Here is a 23,948-nt window from a genome sequence, read left to right on the forward strand (position 1 = left end):
GGACGCAGAAACGGGAGCAAATCACTCCCCTTTTTCTCCAATTGGACCTATGCCTGCGTGCTTCACCGCTCGCTGTGAGTTAGTACCGTTCATCAACCGGATGCCACTCCTAAACTGCCCGCCCTCCGCGGTATAAGCACAGCGGTGCCGTGCCTTTGTATGGTTTAATCAAGCGACACATTACTATACACTGCAATAAAAAAGGGCGACCCGAAAGTCGCCCAAATGCTTGTACAAGGCTCTTCCAACGCTACGGACAGATCGGCGGCGGCCCGCCTTTGTAAAGAAATGCAATCATATAGGTTATGTCCTGAATGTTCCTTTTGCCGTCATTATTGAGATCCCCGCGCGCGAGGGGATCGGGCGCCGGCCCGCCTTTGTAGAGGAAATTGATAAGAAACGTTATGTCGCGGATACTCGCTTTCCCGTCCCCATCAACATCGCCGCAGAGATAATATTGCAGCACCGGTTTCTGGGTGAGAAGCGTCTCCTGCCCGCCGGCTGTAACCGTCACTTTTATCGAATCGCTGCCTGCTGTCGCCGGGGCTTTCATGAAAGCCAAGAACGTCCCATCGCCATTATCGACCACCGGGGTTAGGATTCCACCTCCGCTGTGGGCTATCGCCACTGCGGCGCCCATCACCGGCGGCTGCCCCTGGTTGTTGAGCGGTGTCACGGTGATACGTATCGAATCCTGCCCGCCGCTCGCAAGAATTGTCTTATCGACCGTCACGGTCGAGATATTCGGATCGGCATAACGCAGTGCTTTCCAGGCATTGAATCGCACCAAAAGCGAATCAAGGGGATTCTTGGAGCAGAGTGTATTGTCGACATATTCCCAGAGGTATGGTGTCGCGCCGTCGCCGATATGCACCACTTTGATAAAAGAGGAAATAGCCGGTTTGTCGCACGACCAGCAGCGAGTGTCGGCGCCGGGCGTATTGGCCGCCATCAATGCCGCCATTAATTTATCTTCGAGCGGCCCGGTTGTCCGGAGGAATGCCGCCTGCATCGAATCAAGTATCCAGCCATCGAGAAGGATATTCCCCTGAATGGAGTATCCTATTCCGGTCAGATGTCCGGCCCATGGTGAGTTGATAGTTCCCGTGTACCCCGCCGAAGCTCCCGACCCGGCCAGGGTGACCACTCCATATTGGCGGTACCCCGGATCACCCTCGACATCATTTGCCGCCAGCCAGCCGATAATCGAATCCGGTGTCAGTCCCTGCAGCATACGATTATGAGCATTATTCTGATTTTGCACCAGATAGTACGCCTGCGTGTGGATCGCACCGATCCCCTCAATAAGATCGTTGATAATTCTTGAGTTGGCGATGCAGGAGGCACCGGCCCCGCCGACGGCGCCGGTTTCGGTGTCAACCGCCACAATGGAAAATGTGGCCAGGGCCGCCGTGGGCAAAAGCAACAAAAGGCAAATAATCGGTGCCTTATGCAATAAGCTCTCTTTAATAAGTCTCATACCAGATTTCTCCTTCTGGACTAAGGAGTGATAATTTTGCGGCAGATTCTTCCTCTTTAATTCGATTTACTTTCAGACCCTGCCTGCCGGAATAATGGCGAGTAATCTATGGTTTTCTATGTCTTACAATAAGTTAATCTATTCGCAAATTCTGTCAAGACATTTTTGACCATCGGCAATAGACGGCCCTCAATTAGCCAGAGTATCAGTACCTTCAGGGCTTATCGACTTTATGACATGACAAAGAGAAGGGAGGCTATCTGGGCAACGGATGAAAAATAATACCGCGGGGATTTACGGCTCGACTCCTTCGGTGCTCTTAAGCGCCCCGCTGACCTGCTTCTTGATTTTTATTCGAGTCAATTTCTGATCCGCCTCAAGACCATAACCGGTAGTCGTATCCCCCTTCTGAATTATCCGGACGAATTTATCGGTCTCGATCTTGTTATCGCGGGCGTTCCAGAGAAGTTGCTCGGTTTCCAGGCGGGAGCTATCCGCACTAACAACGATCACATGACCGTTGGCCACCATTGAATTAGTCCGTTCCCGCACCAGTCCGCTGTCGGCCGTGAGGTTGGAAATCTCATTGCCGGCGGAATCAAAGAAATCGACTTTCAGATTCCAGGCCAGGGTCGAATCGAACTTGTCATATTTCTCAATATAATCGGCTCGGATATCGGTGGTGCGGGTGGCCTTGTTGTAAAGGAAGATGCGGGCATTGCGCAGTTGCTGGTCGGGGCGAATCTTATGGGCGGAGGTGCTGTCAGGTCCCGAAGCAGGCGCCTTGATTTCATTCTTGCTGCCGCAGTTTATAAGCACGGCAGCCAGAACGAAGACCAAAATTGTATATAGAATCTCAAGTCGGCTCATATTTAATGTCTATCGGCTTTTCAGGCCTGGTTAACCATCGGTTATGCATCCAAATCCACTGGTCCTTGAACTCGGTTATAAACTCCTCCAAGACCTCAGTGCAGTTCTTTGGCATATTATACACATCTTTTTCGAAATTATCACTTCTTTCAATAACAATTTCCGGCCGGATAATCAGCCGATACTTTTTCCCCCGGCGCACGCAGACCATGGGGATAAAGGCGGCCCCGGTGCGCAATCCCAGCACCGATTGCCCCACCGGCGTATTGGAGAGCCTTCCAAACGCGGGCACAAACATGCTCCGGATTCGCATCGAATCGGTATCGATCAGGACGGCAATAGCATACCCCTGATGGAGCAGGCGCACTACCCGCCGCGGCGACTGCCGGGTATCGATCATCGCCACCTTCATCGCCTCCCGATTCTCATTGAGCAGGATATTAAGCCTTTTATCATACAGCTCTCTGGCGATAGCCGCAACACTATAGCCGGAATTGGCCAGATGAATGGCCAGCAGTTCGAAATTCCCCAGATGCCCGGTGATGATTAAGACTCCTTTCCCCCGCTGATACGCCTGCTCGAAATGCTCCCGCCCTTCGATGGCAACCAGGGGGGAGATTTCATAATAATGTTTCCTGAGGCGGATGACATCGACTGCATTTCGGCCGATGTTCAGGAAAAGATTCCGGACGATGCTTTTGCGCTTTGAATGGCTCAGCTTGTCGCCAAAAGCGAAATCAAGGTGCCGGTAGGCTTTAAGACGGTCTTTCCGAATCAGCAAATGGGCGACAAATCCAAGCAGGGAGCCTATAAAAAGAGCCGGTGAACGCGGCATAATATTGAGAAAAGCAACTATTGCTCGGATAAAGTAATAGATGATGTCATTCTTGACTTTCTTGAATCTCCCCACGGATAACTATACCAGCTTGGATTTGAGAATATCATGCAGATGGATAATGCCGACCGGCTGATGATTCTGATCGACAACCGGAAGAACCATAATAGAGAATCTTTCCATCACCGCCAGCGCTTCATCGAGAATGGCATGCGGGCCGATGGTTTTCGGATTTCTGGACATAACATCACCGGTCTTACGAATAAAGAAATTGTCATCCTTTTCGGCCAGCCGGCGGAGGTCGCCATCGGTGAAAATCCCCAGAAGCATATTGTTATTATCCACGACCAGAGCCGTGCCGAGCCGTTTCCCGGTAATCTCCAGAATCGTATCGCGAACAATCGTCTCCGGGTGGACAATGGGGATCTCCGAGTTGGTGTGCATCAGTTCCTCGACTGTCATCAATAGACGCCGTCCGATCGACCCGCCGGGGTGCAGAAAGGCAAAATCCTCGGGAGAAAAATCACGTTCTTCCAGAAGGGCAATGGCCAGAGCATCACCCATTACCATCGCCGCAGTCGCCGAGGAGGTCGGCACCAGATTATTGGGGCAGGCCTCGGATCTGACCGAGCAGTCCAGCACAATGTCACACTTGGCCGACAGAGGCGAATCGACCTGTCCGGTCATGAGGATTATTTTCACCCCCAGCCTTTTGACAGCGGGAAGAATTTGATAAAGCTCTTCAGTTGCACCCGATTTGGTGATGGCAATCATTATATCGTCGGAACGAACCAGGCCGAGATCGCCGTGGACACCCTCGGCGGGATGCAGGAAGAAGGCGGCAATACCGGTGGAAGCAAAAGTGGCGGCAACTTTTTTACCGACCAGACCAGATTTCCCCATGCCGGTGATAATGACTCTCCCCTTACATTCCAATATCAGTTGAACCGCACTGACAAAATTCTCATCCAGCCTTTGGGCCAGTTCGGCAATCGCCTCGGCCTCTTTCCTAATTACTTTCCGTCCATTTTCCAAAATCATATTCAGAACCTAAATCAAATAGGCGGCCGGGTCAAGATTATTTCCCTGAAAATAGGCCCGGATAATTTCGCGAACCGCCCCGTAGCCGCCTTTGGCGGAAGTAACGTAATCCACTTCCCTTTTCAATTCCTCGGCCGCATCGGCCACCGCGATAGCCAAGCCGACCTCGCGCGCCAGCCCGATATCCAGAATCTCATTACCGACAAAGGCTACCTGCGAAAGGTCTATTCCCAGTTTTTCCAGCAACGGGATAATCTGTTTCCGCTTGTCTTTCATTTCCTGAAGAACATATTTCACGCCAAGGTCTTTCATGCGGGTAGTGGTTGCAGCCGACGGACGTCCGGAAACCACCGCAATTTCCAATCCCGACCGAAGCGCCAGGACTATGAAGAAGCCATCGGATATATTGAATTTTTTCAACTCAAATCCATCGGGGCCGAAAAAGATACTGTCATCGGTCAGAACACCGTCAACATCAAGAGCAAGGAGTTTTATATTTTTTATCCTCCCGGCCAACTGGTCAAAGGTCAGATATTTCTTTAGTGCCATGTTTATAATTTATCTCCGGTCATTTCCTGAAGTTGCCTGATTTTCCAGACCTCGGACACGAGCATCTCCATGCTGGCCAGAGGAAGCATGGTAGCCGAATCGCTCAACGCCTTGGCCGGCTCCGGATGCGTTTCGACAAAGAGACCATCGACCCCGATGGCCACCGCCGCCCGGGCAAAGGGAATGATGAATTCCGGCTGGCCGGAGGAGATCTTTCCGCCGCCGCCGGGAAGCTGCAGGGAATGGGTGGCATCAAAAATAACCGGATAGCCGAATTTCCGCATGATGAGAAGCGAGCGAAAATCGACTACCAGATTATGATAGCCGAATGAGGAGCCTCTTTCGGTCAGCATCACTTTTCCCGACTGAGCTTTGGCGGCAATTTTATCCATATCCTCCGGGGCAAGGAACTGGCCCTTTTTGATATTGATCCATTTGCCGGTGGCGGCCGCCTGCCGCACCAGCTCCGTCTGGCGCGATAGAAACGCCGGAATCTGCAGGATATCAGCCACCTGTGCGGCCAGATTTATTTCGGGCGTTTCGTGAACATCGGTCAAAAGCGGCAGGCCGAACTCCTTCCCCACCTTTTGAAGAACGGTCAGACCAAAATCAATCCCCCGCCCGGCAAAAGAATCGCCCGAGAGACGATTCGCCTTGGCATACGATGACTTGAATATCAAAGGAATATCATACTTTTCCGAAAGCTCTTTTAGCTTATGCGCCACCCGGAAGCAGAGCTCTTCCGACTCGATAACGCAGGGGCCGGCAATCAGGAAAAGGGATTTCCCATCGATTATGCTATCCACATTATTTCTTTTGGACATGAGTATTCCACCTTTCCCATTAGAATTTCCGGAAATGCCATTTGATTATATCGCCGCCTCTGGTGACAAAGCGGTCTGAGGCGATCTGGCCAACGGTGTCGTTAACAGAATATATCCAGCCGTAATAATATCCCGATTCAAGGGAATCAATGGCTTTCACAAAGACTCCGGCCGGGCTATCCAGGTAGTCGACTTTATGATTGGCTCTCGTTATTTCGAAAACCGACTTGCCGGTTTGCCCTTTGAGAGAGATGATCAGGCTATCGGGCGAGGCAGTTGTATCGGCCCCGCTTTTTTCCCGGGGACCTGATTTCCCGGCACAACATATAATGATCGGAATTAGCAGAAGCATCGACATGAAAATATTATAACGATGTCTCAACAAACAGACCTCCAAAGATAGTCTCTCAATCCGGCAGACTCAAAGATAGATTATCTGATTACCAATGTCAAAGGTTAGAATTGCGGCTATTGTAAAAGAAACGGGACGCGAAACAAACTCGCCGAGCCAGCGTAAACTATTATCAGATGAACCTCATAATAAAAACAAAAATCAAAGAGAGTATAAAATGGTAAAAAAAATTATCCTCATTGCCTTCGCCGTTATTGTCGTGGGGGCCGTTCTGTTTTTCGCCATTGACGGCTCCGCCAAGAAAACAAATGATTTCAAAACGGTTAAAGTGGAAAAGGGCGCCATTATCGACAAAGCTTTGGCGGTCGGAAAAATCGAACCGGAAAGAGAAATATCGGTTAAGTCGAAAATTTCCGGAATTGTCAAAAAGATCTATGTCGATATCGGCGACTTGGTCAAAATAGGCGATCCTATAATTGATGTCGCTCCTGACCCCACCCCGATCGAATTCGCCGAGGCCAAACGTCAGGTGGAAATCTACGAAGTGGCTTTCGACAATTCCAAGCGCGAATTCGACCGCGTGCAGTCTCTCCGCGACAAGCAATTAATCTCCAATCAGGAATATGAATCAAAGAAAGCCGGTTATGATGAAGCTGACTTACGCCTCAAGCTGGCCCGCGAAAAGCTCTCGTTGATTCAATCGGGACAGACACAGATTGCCGATATCAAGGTCGATAATACTATCCGCTCGCCTATCAATGGCACGGTGCTGGCCAAGCTGGTCGAGGAGGGGGACCCGGTAGTGCCGCTGACCTCTTATCAGGCCGGAACCGACTTGATGTCGCTGGCTTATCTGGAAGACCTGATTTTTAAAGGAACGGTTGACGAGATCGATGTCGGGAAATTGCGGGTCAACCTCCCGGTGGAAATCAAAATAGGAGCCATCCCGGGCGACACGATCAAGGGAATCCTCGACAAAATTTCGCCCAAGGCGCATAAAGAAGAGGGTTCCACCCTTTTTGATATTGAAATAAAGCTGACCGAAGTCGGCAAATCCTTCCTTCGAGCCGGTTACAGTGCCAACGCCAATATTATTATCAATAAAAAAGAGGATATCCTCCTGGTTCCGGAAAGGCTGCTGAAAATCAGCGACACTTCCTCAACCGTAGAGGTGCAGGATTCTGCCGGAATTATTAGTCCCAGAAATGTCAAGACCGGCCTCTCGGATGGAATCAACATTGAGATTGTCGAGGGGTTGGCGGAAGGGGAATTGCTGGTGGAACGTCCTCCCAAGGAAATAAAGTAGGGAAATGGCCTTTCGATGATTCCTCTTCTTTCGGTAAAGCAATTCCTGCGCGACATGCGCAATCAGAAGCTTCGCACCTTTATGACCATGGGCGGAGTTCTATGGGGCACACTGGCGATAGTCCTTCTTTTCGGCTTCGGGAAAGGGATCCACAAACAACAAATGAAGTCCCAGCGCGGCCTGGGTGAAAATATCGCCATCGTCTGGCCCAACATCACCTCAAAGCCATGGCAGGGCCTGCCCCGGGGCCGGAACATCAATTTCACCGAAGAGGATGTTGCCCTGATGAAATCCCGCATCGGCAGCATCAATTATATTTCGCCGGAATATTCCAAGTGGGGCGTACGGCTTAAGTACGGTCGGAACGAAGTGATTCAGAATATAATCGGCGTGTGGCCGGAATTCGGTGAGATGCGCAACCTGATTCCCGATAGCGGCGGAAGATTTATCAACGCATATGATATCGGCTTGAAGCGAAGAGTAATTTTCATCGGTGATGAACTGAAAAAACAACTCTTTGGAACCGATGAGGCTATCGGGAAATATATTCTCGTCAACAATGTTCCTTTTCAGGTCATCGGCGTCCTCAAACCAAAAAAGCAGGACAGTTCCTACAGCGGCCGCGATAATAACAAAGGGGTTATTCCCTCCAGCACTTTCCAGGGGATGTACTCACGGCGGTATCTGAACGACTTTGTGGTGCAGCATAAAGAAACCAGCTCCATGCAAAGCGTGAAGGATGAAATATACACTCTGCTGGGAAATAAGTACCGCTTTGACCCTTCCGATAAGGAAGCACTGTCGATTTGGGACACGACCGAAGGGATGAAGTTCCTGAGCACTTTCTTCTGGGCTTTCAGAATTTTTCTGATCGGCATCGGCGTGGCGACTCTCATTACCGGCGGCATCGGGGTTTCCAATATCATGAATGTGGTACTGGAGGAGAGGACCAAGGAAATCGGGATCAAGATGGCGTTGGGGGCGAAAAAAGCGATGATAAAGCTGCAATTTGTTTTCGAGACGCTGCTCCTGACCACGGTCGGCGGGCTGGCCGGATATTTAATCGGTATCGGGATAATAAAGATAGTTCCACTTTTCAAGTTTGATGACTTCATAGGTATCCCCGAAGTTGATGTACTGGGGACGGCGGTAGCGGTGGGTGTGCTGGGCATAATCGGCCTGATCTCCGGATATTTCCCGGCCCGGCGGGCGGCCAATCTTCAACCGGTGCAGGCCCTGAAACTGTATTGAGATATGAATCCAAAACTTCTATATAACGTTTTCATGCGCGATTTCCGCAAACAGAAAAAGCGGATGACGCTGACGATCCTGGCCATCGCCTGGGGATCGATATCGATCATGCTCCTGCTGGCTTTCGGTGAAGGGCTTAAGAGTCAGATGCTGAATAACCAGCGCGGCCTTGGAGAAGGGATCTCAATAATGTGGGGCGGGCAAACCTCGATTCCATTTCAGGGATTAGGCAAGGGGCGGCCGATCCGTTTTACTTCCGATGATGTCGAGTATCTCCAGCGGCGCATGCCGGAATTGCGCCATGTTGCCGGTGAATATACGGCCTGGGGAACAAATATCAAATACAAAGATAAGATCTTCTCCGAACGTGTGACGGGTGTCTATCCCTGCTATGAAGACATCCGCACCCATTATCCGATGTCGGGCGGGCGATTTATCAATAATCTTGACATGGAGCAGAAACGGCGAGTGGTTTTTCTGGGCGATGAATTGAAAACAAAACTGTTCGGCGCCGAAGATGCTGTCGGGAAGCAGGTGCTGATAAATTCCATTCCCTTCATGGTAATCGGAGTGATGCAAAAGAAGAACCAGATGTCCATGTATAACGGCCCGGATGCGGCTTGCGCCAGCATCCCGGCGACCACTTTTGCGGCCATTTATGGCTATCAATATTTCAGTCTCATGATATACCAGCCGAAAGACATCTCCACTTCTGCGGCGGTTGAAACCCGCGTTTACGAGGTGATGGGAGCCAAACATAAATTCGACCCGAAAGATGAACGGGCTCTTTCAATCTGGGATGTGGCCCAGGAGGCGCGTGAGTTCAGTAACATCATGATGGGAATCCAGATATTCCTGGGATTAATCGGCGGGATGTCGCTTCTTATCGCCGGAGTCGGTGTCGCCAATATCATGTATGTCTCGATTAAAGAACGGACACGCGAAATCGGCATCAAGATGGCTGTCGGCGCCAAGCGAAAGTACATTCTGATTCAGTTTCTGGTGGAATCGCTTTCCATCACGGCGGTCGGCGGCTTCTTCGGCATGTCGCTCAGTTACATACTGACCGAAGCATTCAAAAGAATACCGATTCAGAGCGACGTCCTCGATTTCATGGGCCGACCCACCGTCTCGGCGGAAATCGGTCTCATCGTCGTTGCCGTGCTCGGCGTCATCGGATTCGTCTCGGGGATTTTTCCGGCGGCCAAGGCGGCCTCGGTCAATCCGGTGGAATCGCTCCGCTATGAATAGAAAATCAGATGACGAGGTTCAATTTATGATACAAATGAAACTGCTGCGAAAGAAATATATAACCGGCAAGGTGGAATTCGAGGCGCTTAAGGGTATCGATCTCACCGTGGAGCGCAATGAATTTGTGTCCATCATGGGGCCTTCCGGCTCGGGGAAATCGACCCTCATGAATATCATGGGCTGCCTTGATGTCCCCACGACGGGGGATTATCTGTTCGATGGGATCAATATCAGAACCCTTTCCTCGAACGCACTGGCGGAAATCAGAAATCAAAAGGTCGGATTTGTGTTCCAGTCTTTTAACCTTCTCCCCTACGCATCCGCCTTCGAGAACGTTGAAATTCCGCTTCTTTTCGCCGGCATGAAGGGGAAAGCACGCCGCGAGCGGGTGGTGGAGCTTCTGGCCAGTGTCGGCCTGGCCGATAAAATGGCCAACAAGCCGACCGAGATGTCGGGCGGCGAAATGCAGCGGGTGGCAATCGCCCGGGCGCTGGCCAACAAACCGAATTTGATTCTGGCCGATGAGCCAACCGGCAACCTTGACAGCCTTTCCGGCGGCGAAATCATCAAGCTGTTTATGCGGCTCTGGGAAGAAGGGCATACCATTATTATCATCACCCATGACTCGAATATCGCCCGGCAGACGAAACGGACAATCCGGCTGAAAGACGGCCGAATCGATGACGGGAATGGAAACGGCCATTCGGCGAAATAATCAAGGAGTCAGCCGCTTCGGATTTTTTTGTTGATTCCCGGTCCTTTAATCTATAAATGGTAGATATGGATTACGGAAAGCTACTCAACCGCTCTTTCAGCATCAGTTGGGAATTCAAATTACTCTGGGTGCTCGGATTTTTCGCTTCATTTTTCGGCGGCAGCAGCATGTTTATCAGCCAGGAGCATCAGGCTAAAGTCGCCGGTGTGGTGAGCGATCATCCCTATCTCATTATGATCATCCTTATTTACGCTCTCCTTCTCGTTTTCTTCTTCTTGATTATGCACCTTATTTGCGCCGCCGGCCTGACCGATGCCGTGGTGAAAGTGGAAAGGGAAGCCCGATGCAGTCTTAAGGAATCTTTCAAAGTGGGGGCGCACTATTTCTGGAGTTTCGGCGGCTTGTGGCTCATTGCCCTGTTTACCATGATCGCCATTATTGCCCTTCTGGCCGTACCAGTGGCCGTTATATTTGCCGCCTCGGTAGTAGTCGGTTTCCTGATACTTGCTCTTGTCATCCCGATTTTTATGGTCGCCCTTTATGCGTTTACCTCTGTTTACGGCCTCTCTCAACGGGAGCTAATCATCGGCGGCCGCGATATTGCCGATGCCATAATGGAGGGCTTTCATCTGTTTAAGGCGCATCCCGGCAAGAATCTGGTCGTTTTCCTGATATCGCTTGCGATAGGATTGATCCTCTTCACCCTGAATGCCATGCTGGTGCTGGTTTTTGCCCTGCCGCTGATTTTCGGAAGTTTCGGTTCGGCAACCACGGCGGTAATTCTTTTGATTGTTGAAGTTCCTGTTTTTATTTCCGTGGCCATCGTCGTCACCGGCTATTTCGGGGCGATGCTCAGCTCCTTTTTCACACTCTTTTATCTCGAATTGCGAAAGCTGACTCCATACCAGCCAATCGCAACAGTTCCGGTTCCGTCCGACCTCATTTCCTGACTTCTGCATTTATCACTTGATTTTCAGGCTGACTATCGCCAAATTCTATTGGTATGCGAGTTATTTCTTTGCTTATTCCGCTTTTTCTCATAATCGGATTTGCTTCGGCTCAGGAGCCGTTAACAGAAGCGGCGCCGCTCTCCCCGAAAGATGTTGATTCGACACTGCCAATAGTCAGGTTTACCTCAGATAATTACTATCTGACAAAAGCATTTTATCCTGATTATGATCCGGGACGGTTTGAAATCGGTCAGGATATCATGATGACAGACTCAAAAGCCGGCCCCCTGGTGGCGATGTGGAGTGTTCTTGGGGATTCCATCATGACCGCTATCAGCGACCTATCCGGTATCAGCTGGGTGGAGCCGGGAATCAAGGTGCATCTGCTGAAATACCTTCCGGTATCGCTTCTATATGAGCCAGCCGTCTTGCCGGTGGAAGGAATAAAGGAGGGAACGGCCATAATTGCCGCACCATCCGGTTTACATCAACTGCTGAAATTAATACAGGTGCTCTGCGGACGAAATCTTCTTCAAACAGATTGTCCCCGACTCGTGCAGCCGGAGGAATCGAAACATCCCTTGATGGAACCGGGGCCGTTCCGATTGGATATTATGGTCATGACACTGGCCGTCGCCTGCGCCGAAAAATTCATCCCGGCTGATACCCTCAGGGTTATCTTTGCCTCGGATGAATGGCGCCGCTATAATCCCGGCTGGGAAATTTACAGAAGCAACTTCAGACAGCAATGGAAACTCTCTGCCGAAAAGCCCCTGCTGGCCTATTTGGCCGAAGTGCCTCCCAATTCACCTTTGATTGAGGTCACGGCTCCACTCGAAGAAGAAGCCGGGGCCACCGCACCCACGGGAGAGAAAAGTTCCGCGGTTGGAGTAGGCGGGCGCCTCGGTCTGACCGTGACGAAAGATCCGGATGGACTGCTCAAGGTAATTTCCATCGATTCCACCAGGCTGGCGTTTATCGGCGGGCTCCGTATCGGAGATAAGATTCAGACCGTAAATGGGGAAAGAGTGACCAATGCCCGCCAACTCACGGATAAAATGATTGAAGGGCTTGGCGCCACCGGCGTTTTTCTGGTGATTGTGAGAAACGGCGAAACAAAGGACCTCCTGATTCGTTCCTCAAAAAAATAATTTCAGCTTGCCGCCATCTGCCATGGACATTTTCTTGACAAATGACACCTCGCCGCTATATTTCCAAAAATGATGAGAATCAGGAAGAGTAAATTTTAGCTTATGATGCTTCTCGCCACAATTATTTCAAGCAAAATCATTCTCTGGGTCGGTTTCAATATTTTCATTCTGATTCTGCTGGCTATCGATTTGGGGATATTCCATCGCAAGGATCATGTCATTACGGTCAGAGAAGGACTTATCTGGAGCGGGATCTGGATTTTCGTTGCCCTGGCTTTTAATCTTGTCGTCTATCTCTGGAAAGGGCATGACTCCGGCCTGCAGTTTCTGACCGGCTATCTCATAGAGCGGGCACTCAGCATCGATAATATTTTCGTATTTCTGGTCGTCTTTACCTATTTTCAGGTTCCTGGACGATATCAATACCGGGTCCTATTCTGGGGCATTCTGGGGGCGTTGATCCTGCGAGGTTTGTTCATTGTTCTCGGAACCATCCTTATCGCCAAGTTCCATTGGATACTGTATGTCTTCGGCGCCTTTCTGATCATCACGGCAATCAAACTTGCAATCGGGAAAGAGAAAGAAATTCAGCCGGAAAAGAATCCGCTTTTGAAACTGGTGCGTCGATTCCTGCCGATTACCGAAAATTATGAGAAAGGGCATTTTCTGGTACGCAGGAAAGGGAGAACCTACGGAACGCCTCTCTTGATCGTGCTGCTGGTTGTGGAATCCACCGATTTGGTCTTTGCACTTGATTCCATCCCGGCAATTTTCGCCATCACGCTCGACCCGTTCATTGTCTACACTTCCAATGTTTTTGCCATTCTGGGGTTACGCGCCCTTTATTTTGCCATCGCCGGGCTGATGCAGCTTTTTTATTATCTGAAGTACGCTCTGTCGGCGATTCTGGCTTTCGTAGGATTAAAAATGCTTTTCGCCGATATCATCAATATCTCATCCGCCCTCGCCCTGATTATCATCGCCGGAATTTTCGTGCTGGCCATCGTTCTTTCGCTGATATTCCGCCGCGGCGAACCGGCGAACAGCGCTCTTGACCGGCCGGCGGCTTCCATAGATAAAGCTCCCAAGAAAAATTGAAGGATTTGCCCCGGGAGGAATGGGGTGAGATCGCGAGCGCGGCTCTCCTAGCCGCGTATGATCATGTTGACAATATCTTTGCGGACAAGAATGCCGACAAGCTTACCATCCTTGGTCACGAAAATTTGCCGCAGGTCTTTATATATCATCAGCGCCGCTGCATCGACCAGTTTTGTCTCCATGGAAGTCGTGACATGGTCGGTTTTGTAAAGTTGAGAAACCTTGATTTTTTCTTCCTGTTTTAAAAGTTCTTCGAAAGGTTCCACATCCATGGTATAGTTCAGGTTTTCCATCATGGCACGGTAATCGGGAAGGGCGGCCTGAATCAGGTCTTTGTCGGTAATCTGGCCCAGAAGATATCCGGTGTCGTCAACCACGGCCAGCGCCGAAAGACGATTTTTAAACATCAAATTGGCCACTTTCTTGAGCGAATCTTCCGCGGTCACGTTCACGACATCCCGCCGCATCATATTTTTTACCAGCAGTTCTTTCTCTACCCTCACTCCGCTCTGCCAAATAATATCAACCATTTCGACATTGGTCCTGGCCCCGGTGAGTTTCTTGAGATTGCCCTCTATCCGGGCGAAGGTGGCAAGAGCCGAAAGAGTCTGGAGATACAACCGGGAAATATTCGACGGCGTCAGAAGCAGGACAATGACCGCCAACGGAACATTATCGGGGGTCCTGTCCCTGAGACCGACCTTGGAAATTCCCAGAAGAATCTGCATGTCATCAACCTCATCAGTGCGGGCATGGGGGAAGGCAAAACCGCGACCGTAGGAGGTGTTTTCGATTTCCTCCCGTTCGATAATGAGCTCTTTAATAACCTCCAGATTGACCGATGGGTCTTCCTTTTTCAGGAGCTCCAGCAACTCGTCAATGGCGCCTTCTTTGGTGGTCGCCCTAAGATCATCCAGAATAAATGATTCTTTCAGCATATTGGCCAGACGCATGATCTTCTTAAGCCTCCCCGATGGTACGACGTGCGTGAAGATTAATGGTTTGCGGCGAGACAATGCCCCCGGAAACTATCAGCTTGATTCCCTCTTCCACCGTGATATCCATGCAAATAACATCTTCCTCAGCAATAAATACGACCATGCCGGTCATCGGGGTCGGCGTGGAGGGGATAAAAACGCCGACCAGTTTCTTGTCGCCGTCCTTTCCTCCCTGGAATTTGATCTTGGCGGTCGCGAATCCGACCGCATAAAGCCCCTGGCGGGGATATTCGATCATAACCACTTCTTTAAAGGTCTTGATATTGGGGACCGAGACCGCCTCAATAAGCTGCTTGGCAGCCGAGTAAATGATGCGAATAAGCGGCGTTTTCGTGAGCATCTTATCACCATAGCCATATAGCTTGGCCCCGACCAGATTGCGTGTCACAATACCCATAAGAAGGATGATCAGAACTGTGGCAATAATCCCCAGACCCGGTATGGAATAGCCGAGAAGCTTGAAGATCAGCGGGGAAAGAATGCCATCGACAGTTTCGAACAGGAAACGGAGGACCAGATAAGTCAGAATCAGAGGGACAACGACCAGGACCCCCGAAAGAAACTGCCGTTTGATGATATCCCGCATGACTCTTAAAATAGACATCTTTCTCCAGCCAAATAAAACACCGGCTTCAAGCAGAGATTATATACTCTGATAAGTCGTTTCTGTCAATAGTTTTGGTGGGTGGCCTGCCTTAGAAGGCAAAAAGTTTGGCGGCCTCTCCGGCCATATTGAGAATCGGCCCGGGAAAAATGCCGAATATTATGACACCCGCGGCGCCCAGCAGGAGAACCAACTTGGCGGGGAAGGAAGGATTAATCTTAAGGGTCGGTGTCTCCGGGGCAAAATACATCATCTTTATGACATTGGCATAGTAGTAAAGTGACACCACGGCCGTAAGAAGCGCTAGAATGACCAGCCAGGTGTACCCGGCCTGAATACCGGCGGCAAAAACCAGATACTTGGCCGCAAAACCACCCAGGGGAGGAATCCCGGCAAGCGAGAGCAAAAATATCGCCATACAGGCGGCAAAAGTGGGGGAGGATTTTGAAAGCCCGGAGTAACTGATTATACCGTCCGAGCCGGTTCTTTCATTGAACGCGGTGGCGATTGCAAAAGCCCCCATGTTGGCGAACAGATAGATAAACATATAATAGGCAACGGCGGTAATACCCCGCTCGGAGGCGGCCACCATCCCCACCATAACATAACCAATCTGTGCGATGGAGGAATAAGCCAGCATACGCTTGATATTTTTCTGCCGCAGCGCGGTTATATTTCCGAGAATCATGGCCGCGGCGGCCAGCACCGCCACGATTATACCCCAGTCCAGCGGTTTCATAACATCGGTGGCAAAGCCGATCATGCCGTTGACAAAGATTCGGGAAAAGGCGACAATTCCGGCCGCTTTCGAACCGACCGAAAGGAAAGCGGTAATCGGGGTCGGCGCCCCCTGATAGACATCGGGCGCCCACATATGAAACGGCACCAGCGCCAGTTTGAAGCCGATTCCGGCAATAACCATGACCGTGGCCAGAATAAATCCCGGCCCGATTTTTCCGTTGGACAGAAAGACCAGCGAGAGGTTTATTTTCATAAGGACAATGTCGGTGGTTCCGGTCAGACCGTAGAGAAGCGAGAGACCATAAAGCAGGATGGCCGAGGAAAAAGCGCCGACAATGAAATATTTCAGCCCCGCCTCAACCGAAAGGCGATCATCCTTAAAATAAGCCACCAGCACATACAAAGGTATGGTTGTCAATTCCAGCCCGACATACAGAGTCAGCAGTTCACCGGCCGATGACAGGAACATCATTCCCACGGTCGAGAGCATGATCAATCCATAGTACTCCCCCCGGTGATGGCGAATCTTGTCGGAAGCGATTTCGAAGGAAGAACCGACAGCCATGAACGCCGACCCGAGAAAAATGATTTTGAAGAAGAGGGCCAGTTCATCCGATAGAAACATCGCCTTGAATGAATTGCCGCCGTGGAAAAGGGCCAGCAGCACGCCGGTCACGGCGATGCCGAAAAGAGTAAGATAACCGATTTGTCCCGGATTCTTCCGTTTGGTCCCCAGATCATAGGTAATGATAAAGAGCGCCCAGAGGAAAAGGAAAATTTCCGGAATCAATATTCTCAGATTTACATCGGTCATAATATCTCTATGCCTATCGCGCCATCAAGTTAACCAGGTTTTCCAGGGTCGCCCGCATCAGGTTGGACAGAGGCGAAGGATAAATCCCGATGATAATGGTCAACACCGCCAGCGGCGCAACGGTCAAAATTTCGCGGACATTGATTTCCGTCAATGCACCCCATTTGGCCATATTAAATTCACCGAGAAACATCTTTTGCACCATGCGGAGCATGTAGGCGGCGGTCAACACCACGCCCAAAACGGCCACGGCGGTGATGATCTTGAAACTGCCGAACGAGCCGACAAAGACCATGAATTCGGACACAAAGCCGGACATTCCGGGCAGGCCCAGCGAAGCCATCGAAAAAAGCACCATCAGCCCGGTATAGATCGGAATCTTGACACCCAGACCACCGAAGGCCGCAATCTCGCGGGTGTGGGCCCGGTCATAGAGCATGCCCACCATAAGGAATAGCGCCCCGGTAATCAGACCATGGCTGACCATCTGGAACATCACTCCGGTAAGAGCGGTCACCGAACCAAAAGCGCCCAGCGCCAGCATGCAATATCCCATATGCGAAACCGAGGAATAAGCCACCAGCTTTTTCAAATCCTTCTGGGCCATCGAGACCAGCGCACCATAGATAATACCTATCAGGCCGAGGATGGCGATCGGTATGGCGAAGTATCGAGCGGCCATGGGGAACATCGGCCAGGATACGCGGAGCATACCGTATGTTCCCATTTTCAACAGAACGCCCGCCAGAATAACCGATACGGCCGTGGGCGCCTCAACGTGCGCATCCGGCAGCCATGTATGGAACGGGAAGACCGGCACTTTGATGGCAAAGGCTATGAAGAAAAAGACAAAGCTCATTATCTGCAGCGTATGAGTCATACCCGGAGCGGTTTTGATCAGTTCCATCATATTGAGGGTGTGCGGATTGCTCGTAAAATAGAGAATCAGTATCGCCACCAGCATGAAGACGGAGCCGAAGAGGGTATACAGGAAAAACTTGATCGCCGCGTACTCTTTACGCGGCCCGCCCCAGATGCCGATCAAAAAATACATCGGAACCAGCATCACTTCCCAGAAAACATAGAAAAGGAAGAAGTCGAGAGCGCTGAACACGCCCATCATGCCGGTTTCCAGCAGGAGGAAGAAGGCAAAATATTCTTTTACGCGATTGGAGATATTAAACGAAGCGATAATCGAAAGGAATGAGAGCAGTCCCGTCAAAAATATCATCGGGACCGAAATACCATCAACGCCCAGAAAATACTGCGCATCAATGGCCGAAATCCACTCAAACGGACCCTCAACAAAAGCCATTGCGGAGGAGGAAGCATAATTGAAGAAATAGTCGTAGGTCAGAATAAAAGAAAGAATCATCGGCACAAACGAGAATATCGCCGCCGTCCAGCGGACCGCCCAGACCCTTTCCTTTGGAATAAAAAGTATCGCGAGAAATCCCGCCATCGGCAGGAATATCGTATAACTCAGCAAACTCATATATTTACTCCATCCTCCTAATTTTCAGCTTTCGGCTCGGTATCAATATCGCGGATATCAAAAATTCTGGGCAGAAGTCTCGCCAGAGCGACGATCACAAGACCCGCCAGATAATAATAGAATCCAGTCGGGGTGGCGCGGTAAATGACCGTACCGATCGCCGCGGCGATAACAACCAGCGTATAAAACTGCACCGAACCGTTCTGCAGATAGCGGAACAACCATGACCCGGCCATGCAGACATAGCCGACTCCGTTGACCGCGCCATCGACAATATATTGATCAAACCATTGTTTGAGATCGGCCCATTTGACCGTTAGCCAGCCGGCAAAATTAACCAGCCCGTCGATAATGTTGGCATCAAACCACCAGAGAACATTGGTCAAACCAAGAAGTGGCTTTATGATGACGGCATCATAGATTTCATCGATATAATATTTATTATAAAGGGTGGTATAAATCGGCTTAAACCTCTCGGCCAGAGCATCAGCCGAAATCTGTTTTCGGTAATAGATAAGATAAGCCAGCCCGATGCCGGAAACAGCCACGATGGTTGAGATCAGCATCAACAGGTACTGCGGGCCGGCATGATGCACTTCCTCATGAAAAACAAACGAGGAGAATCCGTGCGAGAGCCAGGGAAGCCCGACCCAGCCGGCGAATATCGCCAGAAAGGCCAGAAACATCAGCGGCCAGGTCATGCTCCGCGGCGATTCATGGGCGTGATGATATTTTTCCTCATTGCGCGGCCGGCCGGTGAAAGTCAAAAAGCAGAGGCGGAACATGTAGAAAGCGGTCATGAAGGCGATAAGCAGAGTCAGCACCATAAAAATCGGATGTCCCTGCGTGGTCGCCACGATCTCATCCTTTGACCAGAATCCCGAAAGCGGGAAAATCCCGGCGATGGAAAGTGAAGCGATGAAGAATGTAATAGACGTAATTTTCATTTTTCTCGACAGGCCGCCCATTTCCTGAATGTCATTCGTGTGGACGGCGTGAATCACCGAACCGGCGCCGAGAAAAAGCAGGGCCTTGAAGAAGGCGTGGGTCATCAGGTGGAATGTCCCGGCGGTAAATCCCGCCGAATGATGCCCATGCGCAAAATCAACGCCGTACAGGCCCAGCGCCATAATCATATATCCAAGCTGGCTGACGGTTGAATAGGCCAGTACTCTCTTGATGTCATTTTGCACGAGTGCAATGGTTGCCGCCATGAGTGAAGTGATGACACCGATAATGGCCACGACCATTGAAGCCTCGGCCGAACCGACAAAAAGCGACATGGCGCGGGCCACCAGATAAACACCGGCCGCGACCATGGTTGCGGCATGAATCAGGGCCGAAACCGGGGTCGGGCCCTCCATGGCATCGGGCAACCAGACATGCAGCGGGAACTGGGCCGATTTACCGACCGCACCGCAGAAGATAAAGATGCCCGCCAGCGTAATCATCCCCGGCGCAAGTGCCCCCGAAGATACTTTCTCGAAAACCTGCTGGTAATTCAGAGTTCCCGCATATGAGGCCAGAATCAGAATGCCGACGATAAATCCCAGATCCCCCACACGCGTGGTTATAAAAGCTTTTTTACCGGCATCGGAGGCCGACTTTTTCTCGAACCAGAAGCCGATCAAAAGGTAACTTGTCAGACCGACCAGTTCCCAGAAAATGAATATCATGAAAAAGTTGTTGGCGATAACCAGACCAAGCATCGAAAAAGTGAACAGCGATAAATAGGCAAAGTACCGGCTGTACCGCGGGTCGCCGTGCATATATCCAATGGAATAGATTTGCACACAACCGCTGACAATGGTCACCACCAGAAGCATCACCGCCGTGAGCGAGTCGATATACATTCCCAGCTCCAGGGTCAGTGACGGATGCGAAACGAAAGGAATAATCTTTTCCAGTGGGAGCCCGCCCCGGGAGAGCATGGCCGCCATGACAAAAATGGCATGGACAAAGCCGGTTAGCACCATCCCAATCGACAGATATGACGACAGTTTCTCGTTCCAGCGGGTGAAGAATATTATCAGCAAAGACGCCAGAAGCGGATAGAACGGTATGAAATAAGCAGTCTCAAGCATATTACCACTTCATTATATTAATCCGGTCGACATCGATGCCGTGCCAGTTACGGTACAACAGCAGGACAATGGCCAGTCCGACCACCGCCTCCGCCGCCGCCACCGCAATGATAAATGTCGCAAAAATCTGACCGGTCAGATTATCCGGGCCGATATATTTATTAAAAGTGACCAGGTTGATATTGGCCGCATTAAACATCAATTCCAGAGACATCAGGATACCAACCGCGTTGCGCCGGGTTAGCACCCCGAATACACCAATCGCAAAAAGTATTGCCGCCAGAGCCAGGTATTGAAGCATCATCAGGCGCCTTCCTTCCGGGCCAGAACAATGGCGCCGATCAGCGCGGCCAGCAGCACTATCGATACAACTTCAAAAGGCAGGACATATTCATTCATAAGCATCTTGCCCATGGCCAGAGGATTATTTTCCGGCAGGGGGCGATCGACTATTCTCCAGACCGTCTTGGACAGCGAACCGAGGCTGACGAGAAGAAATCCGGCGCAGACAAAAATCCCCAATGTTACCTGTTCGTTGCTCTGCTTGATTTGACGGGAGGTAAGCTGGCTGGTCAGCATGATCGCGAATATAATCAGCACCGAAACCGCGCCGACATAAATCAGCACTTGCACCGCGGCCAGGAATTCAGCATGAAGCATGACATAAATCCCGGCGACGGCAAATAATGTGAGAATAAGAAACAGCGCCGAATGAAATATATTCTTCAGCGTCACCACATAAATAGCGGAAATTATTATAATAAACGACAGCAGATAAAATATTGTCTGGGAAACTTCAGTTTCCATCGTCTTTCTCCGCGGGAGGCGTGCTTTCTCCCATTTCCGTTTTCTTTTCTGTTACCGCTGACGGATTTACGACCGCTTCAGATTCCGCAGGCTTTGGAGTTGGTTTCACCACAGGTTTGACCTCGGGCTTTTTCCGTTCCGCCTTCTCATAGGGAACATCACGCCCGATTTCCTGAAGCTTATCTCTATGCCAGACTAATTCATCATCATTATAAGTGGAAAACTCATATTTGGTAGCCATTTTTATGGCCGAAAAATTGCAGGCCTCTTCACAGAGCCCACAAAAGCAGCAAAGGCCGTTGTTGACGATAAAATCCTTGAGTATCCTCTTCCCTTTTTCATCTTTATCATACTCGATGGTTATGGCCGCTGCCGGACAGGCCCGCATGCAGAGCAGGCAGGTGGTACAATTGAGTTCGCCGGTTTCTTTATCGGAAAGAAGCACCACAATGCCGCGCGACCGTTCCGGCATGGTCCATTTCTCGGTCGGGTACTGCACCGTGATCGCATGCCGCCCGAGATGCTTGCCGGTGGTCACCAGCCCGATAACCAGATTCTTTATGCCGTCAATTAACTTCTTCACCAGTTAAAATACTCCGAATATTTCATGAACCCGGCCACTATCAGATTGGCAAACGACACCGGGAGCAAAAACTTCCAGGAAAACTCCATCAACTGATCCACCCGCAATCTCGGATAGGTCCAGCGGAACCACATCAGTACAAAAACCAGAAAGAGGCTTTTCCCCATGAACCAGACCCACGACGGGAGGAACGGCCCCTGCCAGCCCCCCAGAAAGAGAGTGGCGCCGATAGCCGAGATGGTAAAGAGGTTGATGAATTCCGCAAAGAAAAACATCGCAAATTTCATCCCGGAATATTCGACATTAAACCCGGCCACCAACTCCTGCTCGGCCTCGGGCAGATCAAACGGCGTCCGGTTAGTTTCGGCCGTGCCGGAAATGATATAAATTATGAAGGCAATCGGGCCGAATGGAAGCCGGAAAATGTACCATTGATAAATCTTGGCCTGTGACTCGACAATATCGACCATCGACATCGATCCGGCAAAAAGGACCACTGCCAGAATCGAGACGACCATGGGAACTTCGTAACTGACCACCTGAGCGGCCGATCGCATCCCGCCCAGAAGCGAATATTTATTGTTGGAGCCCCAGCCGGCCATCAATAAAGAGATAATAGTGAAAGTGGTGATGGCCACCATAAAGAGAATGCCGATGTTAAGATCGGATACAATCAATCCCTTGCCGAAAGGCATCACTACATAGGCCGCAAAGGCGGCGGTAAGCGCAATCACCGGAGCCCAGAAAAAGACAGGGCGGTCGGCGGTTGCCGGAGTGATGTCCTCTTTCTGCAGTAATTTTATCATATCGGCAATTGTCTGAAGCCAGCCATGCCAGCCGGTGCGCATCGGGCCGAAACGCTGCTGGATATGCGCCGAAACTTTACGCTCCCACCAAACCAAAAAGAGCGCCACGACCGCCAGAAATCCGAAAACAACAAAGGCCGCGGCTACCAGCGAGATCAAATCAATCCAGACCTGCGGCAGACCGGTAGAAACCAGAAGCTCATATAAGTATTTGAAGATGCCGGCCAGTTCCATTACCTGTCAACCTCCGGCATGATGATATCCATGGAAGCCATAACCGCCACCAGATCGGCAATCTTGCCGCCTTTGACTATTTCCGGCATGACTTGCAGTTGATTGAACGAGCCGCCTCTAAGTTTCAGACGGAGAGGCTTCTTGGAATCACCGGCCGACTGAATGTAGACCCCCATCTCGCCGCGGGAGTTTTCAATCCGACTGTAAACTTCGCCCTTGGGAGGCTTGAAATTGGTCGGGACTTTGGTCTTTATCTCCCCTTCGGGCATCTGCTCGATCGCCTGCCTGACAATCTTGGCCGACTGGCGCATCTCTTCAAGCCGAACCAGATATCTATCGTAGCAATCGCCATTGGTGCCGGTCGGGATTTCGAAATCAAAACGGTCATAGATAGAATACGGGTCATCCTTGCGGATATCGAACTTGACACCCGAGGCACGCAGGGCCGGGCCGGAGACCCCGTATGATAAGGCCAGTTCCGCGCTCATAACACCGACTTTCTGATTGCGCACCATCCAGATCGGATTTTCATTGAGAAGGCGGACATAGTCTTCAACTTTTTCCGGAAATTTCTCCAGAAAAGCTTTTGTCTTAGGGATAAAATCCGACGGGATATCGCGCGAAACACCGCCGACCCTTATATAATTGTATGTCAATCTCTGACCGCAGGTCATTTCATAGAGATCGAGAATATCTTCCCGCTCGCGGAATCCATACAGAAACGGAGTTATGGCGCCCAAATCCAGAGAGGTGGTGCCAAACCAGATCAGGTGACTGGCGATACGGTTGAGTTCCACCATGATTATTCGAAGGTATTCCGCCCGCTCCGGCACCTTAATCCAGGCCAGCTTTTCGGTCGCCAGACAAAAAGCCAGCTCGCAAGACATCGAGGTGCAATATTCGAAACGATCAATAATGGGGATACACTGGGCATAGGTTCTATTTTCACATATTTTCTCGATCGCCCGGTGCAGGTAGCCGATATATGGTACTGCTTTGACCACGACCTCGCCATCCATGGTCAGCAGGAAACGGCAGACACCGTGGGTCGAGGGATGGTGCGGCCCCATGTTGACCAGAAATTCTTCGGTTCTCAAACCCTGGGTCAT

The 23,948-nt window shown here is 50.7% G+C and carries 24 protein-coding genes; 7 read left to right on the forward strand and 17 right to left on the reverse strand.

What is annotated here, in order from left to right:
* Positions 1 to 250: 250 nt before the first annotated feature.
* The 7 genes from NT002_13520 to NT002_13550 form a co-directional block, all read right to left on the reverse strand.
* On the reverse strand, positions 251 to 1,480 hold the full coding sequence (locus NT002_13520; GenBank protein MCX6830278.1) for a DUF1028 domain-containing protein: 1,230 nt from the start codon (positions 1,478 to 1,480) through the stop codon (positions 251 to 253).
* Between the two features lie 294 nt (positions 1,481 to 1,774).
* Complete coding sequence (gene lptC, locus NT002_13525) at positions 1,775 to 2,350, reverse strand: LPS export ABC transporter periplasmic protein LptC (protein ID MCX6830279.1); 576 nt, start codon at positions 2,348 to 2,350, stop codon at positions 1,775 to 1,777.
* Positions 2,337 to 3,260 carry a hypothetical protein gene (locus NT002_13530; GenBank protein MCX6830280.1) on the reverse strand — a complete coding sequence of 308 codons (924 nt, stop codon included), beginning with the start codon at positions 3,258 to 3,260 and terminating at the stop codon, positions 2,337 to 2,339. The genes lptC and NT002_13530 overlap by 14 nt, the downstream gene beginning before the upstream one ends.
* A gap of 6 nt (positions 3,261 to 3,266) precedes the next feature.
* On the reverse strand, positions 3,267 to 4,226 hold the full coding sequence (locus NT002_13535; GenBank protein MCX6830281.1) for a KpsF/GutQ family sugar-phosphate isomerase: 960 nt from the start codon (positions 4,224 to 4,226) through the stop codon (positions 3,267 to 3,269).
* Between the two features lie 9 nt (positions 4,227 to 4,235).
* Positions 4,236 to 4,775 (reverse strand): HAD hydrolase family protein, encoded by a 540-nt coding sequence (locus tag NT002_13540; protein ID MCX6830282.1) that lies wholly within the window; start codon positions 4,773 to 4,775, stop codon positions 4,236 to 4,238.
* A gap of 2 nt (positions 4,776 to 4,777) precedes the next feature.
* The gene (gene kdsA, locus NT002_13545; GenBank protein ID MCX6830283.1) at positions 4,778 to 5,599 is read right to left on the reverse strand and encodes a 3-deoxy-8-phosphooctulonate synthase; all 822 of its coding nucleotides are present in this window, start codon (positions 5,597 to 5,599) and stop codon (positions 4,778 to 4,780) included.
* Positions 5,600 to 5,618: 19 nt separating this feature from the next.
* Positions 5,619 to 5,981: a DUF4430 domain-containing protein gene (locus NT002_13550; protein ID MCX6830284.1), complete on the reverse strand. Its 363-nt coding sequence runs from the start codon at positions 5,979 to 5,981 to the stop codon at positions 5,619 to 5,621.
* Between the two features lie 187 nt (positions 5,982 to 6,168).
* Between NT002_13550 and NT002_13555 the strand changes: the two genes are divergently transcribed.
* The 7 genes from NT002_13555 to NT002_13585 all read left to right on the forward strand — a co-directional run bounded on the left by NT002_13555 (position 6,169) and on the right by NT002_13585 (position 13,673).
* Entirely contained in the window at positions 6,169 to 7,257 is a 1,089-nt protein-coding gene (locus NT002_13555) for an efflux RND transporter periplasmic adaptor subunit (GenBank protein ID MCX6830285.1), read from the forward strand.
* A gap of 15 nt (positions 7,258 to 7,272) precedes the next feature.
* A complete protein-coding gene (locus tag NT002_13560) occupies positions 7,273 to 8,508 on the forward strand; it encodes an ABC transporter permease (protein MCX6830286.1) in 1,236 nt (411 codons plus the stop codon).
* Between the two features lie 3 nt (positions 8,509 to 8,511).
* A complete protein-coding gene (locus NT002_13565; protein MCX6830287.1) occupies positions 8,512 to 9,759 on the forward strand; it encodes an ABC transporter permease in 1,248 nt (415 codons plus the stop codon).
* A 25-nt stretch (positions 9,760 to 9,784) separates the two neighbouring features.
* Entirely contained in the window at positions 9,785 to 10,474 is a 690-nt protein-coding gene (locus NT002_13570) for an ABC transporter ATP-binding protein (protein ID MCX6830288.1), read from the forward strand.
* Between the two features lie 65 nt (positions 10,475 to 10,539).
* The gene (locus tag NT002_13575; protein ID MCX6830289.1) at positions 10,540 to 11,424 is read left to right on the forward strand and encodes a hypothetical protein; all 885 of its coding nucleotides are present in this window, start codon (positions 10,540 to 10,542) and stop codon (positions 11,422 to 11,424) included.
* Positions 11,425 to 11,492: 68 nt separating this feature from the next.
* Positions 11,493 to 12,575 carry a hypothetical protein gene (locus NT002_13580; protein MCX6830290.1) on the forward strand — a complete coding sequence of 361 codons (1,083 nt, stop codon included), beginning with the start codon at positions 11,493 to 11,495 and terminating at the stop codon, positions 12,573 to 12,575.
* Between the two features lie 102 nt (positions 12,576 to 12,677).
* Positions 12,678 to 13,673 carry a TerC family protein gene (locus tag NT002_13585; protein MCX6830291.1) on the forward strand — a complete coding sequence of 332 codons (996 nt, stop codon included), beginning with the start codon at positions 12,678 to 12,680 and terminating at the stop codon, positions 13,671 to 13,673.
* 47 nt (positions 13,674 to 13,720) lie between these two features.
* Here NT002_13585 and NT002_13590 read toward each other — a convergent pair whose 3' ends face one another.
* The 10 genes from NT002_13590 to NT002_13635 all read right to left on the reverse strand — a co-directional run bounded on the left by NT002_13590 (position 13,721) and on the right by NT002_13635 (position 23,948).
* Positions 13,721 to 14,626, reverse strand: coding sequence for a PTS sugar transporter subunit IIA (locus NT002_13590; GenBank protein ID MCX6830292.1), 906 nt, complete (start codon positions 14,624 to 14,626; stop codon positions 13,721 to 13,723).
* A 7-nt stretch (positions 14,627 to 14,633) separates the two neighbouring features.
* Entirely contained in the window at positions 14,634 to 15,275 is a 642-nt protein-coding gene (locus tag NT002_13595) for a DUF502 domain-containing protein (GenBank protein MCX6830293.1), read from the reverse strand.
* A 91-nt stretch (positions 15,276 to 15,366) separates the two neighbouring features.
* The gene (locus tag NT002_13600; GenBank protein MCX6830294.1) at positions 15,367 to 16,830 is read right to left on the reverse strand and encodes an NADH-quinone oxidoreductase subunit N; all 1,464 of its coding nucleotides are present in this window, start codon (positions 16,828 to 16,830) and stop codon (positions 15,367 to 15,369) included.
* A gap of 13 nt (positions 16,831 to 16,843) precedes the next feature.
* The gene (locus NT002_13605) at positions 16,844 to 18,325 is read right to left on the reverse strand and encodes an NADH-quinone oxidoreductase subunit M (GenBank protein MCX6830295.1); all 1,482 of its coding nucleotides are present in this window, start codon (positions 18,323 to 18,325) and stop codon (positions 16,844 to 16,846) included.
* Between the two features lie 17 nt (positions 18,326 to 18,342).
* Entirely contained in the window at positions 18,343 to 20,409 is a 2,067-nt protein-coding gene (gene nuoL, locus NT002_13610; protein MCX6830296.1) for an NADH-quinone oxidoreductase subunit L, read from the reverse strand.
* 1 nt (position 20,410) lies between these two features.
* The gene (gene nuoK, locus NT002_13615) at positions 20,411 to 20,713 is read right to left on the reverse strand and encodes an NADH-quinone oxidoreductase subunit NuoK (protein ID MCX6830297.1); all 303 of its coding nucleotides are present in this window, start codon (positions 20,711 to 20,713) and stop codon (positions 20,411 to 20,413) included.
* On the reverse strand, positions 20,713 to 21,216 hold the full coding sequence (locus NT002_13620) for an NADH-quinone oxidoreductase subunit J (GenBank protein MCX6830298.1): 504 nt from the start codon (positions 21,214 to 21,216) through the stop codon (positions 20,713 to 20,715). The genes nuoK and NT002_13620 overlap by 1 nt, the downstream gene beginning before the upstream one ends.
* The gene (locus tag NT002_13625; protein MCX6830299.1) at positions 21,206 to 21,799 is read right to left on the reverse strand and encodes an NADH-quinone oxidoreductase subunit I; all 594 of its coding nucleotides are present in this window, start codon (positions 21,797 to 21,799) and stop codon (positions 21,206 to 21,208) included. Before NT002_13625 ends, NT002_13620 begins: the two co-directional genes overlap by 11 nt.
* On the reverse strand, positions 21,796 to 22,839 hold the full coding sequence (gene nuoH, locus NT002_13630) for an NADH-quinone oxidoreductase subunit NuoH (protein ID MCX6830300.1): 1,044 nt from the start codon (positions 22,837 to 22,839) through the stop codon (positions 21,796 to 21,798). Before nuoH ends, NT002_13625 begins: the two co-directional genes overlap by 4 nt.
* Positions 22,839 to 23,948: an NADH-quinone oxidoreductase subunit D gene (locus NT002_13635; protein MCX6830301.1), complete on the reverse strand. Its 1,110-nt coding sequence runs from the start codon at positions 23,946 to 23,948 to the stop codon at positions 22,839 to 22,841. The genes nuoH and NT002_13635 overlap by 1 nt, the downstream gene beginning before the upstream one ends.

It is taken from the genome of Candidatus Zixiibacteriota bacterium (assembly GCA_026397505.1).
GTDB lineage: Bacteria > Zixibacteria > MSB-5A5 > GN15 > PGXB01 > JAPLUR01.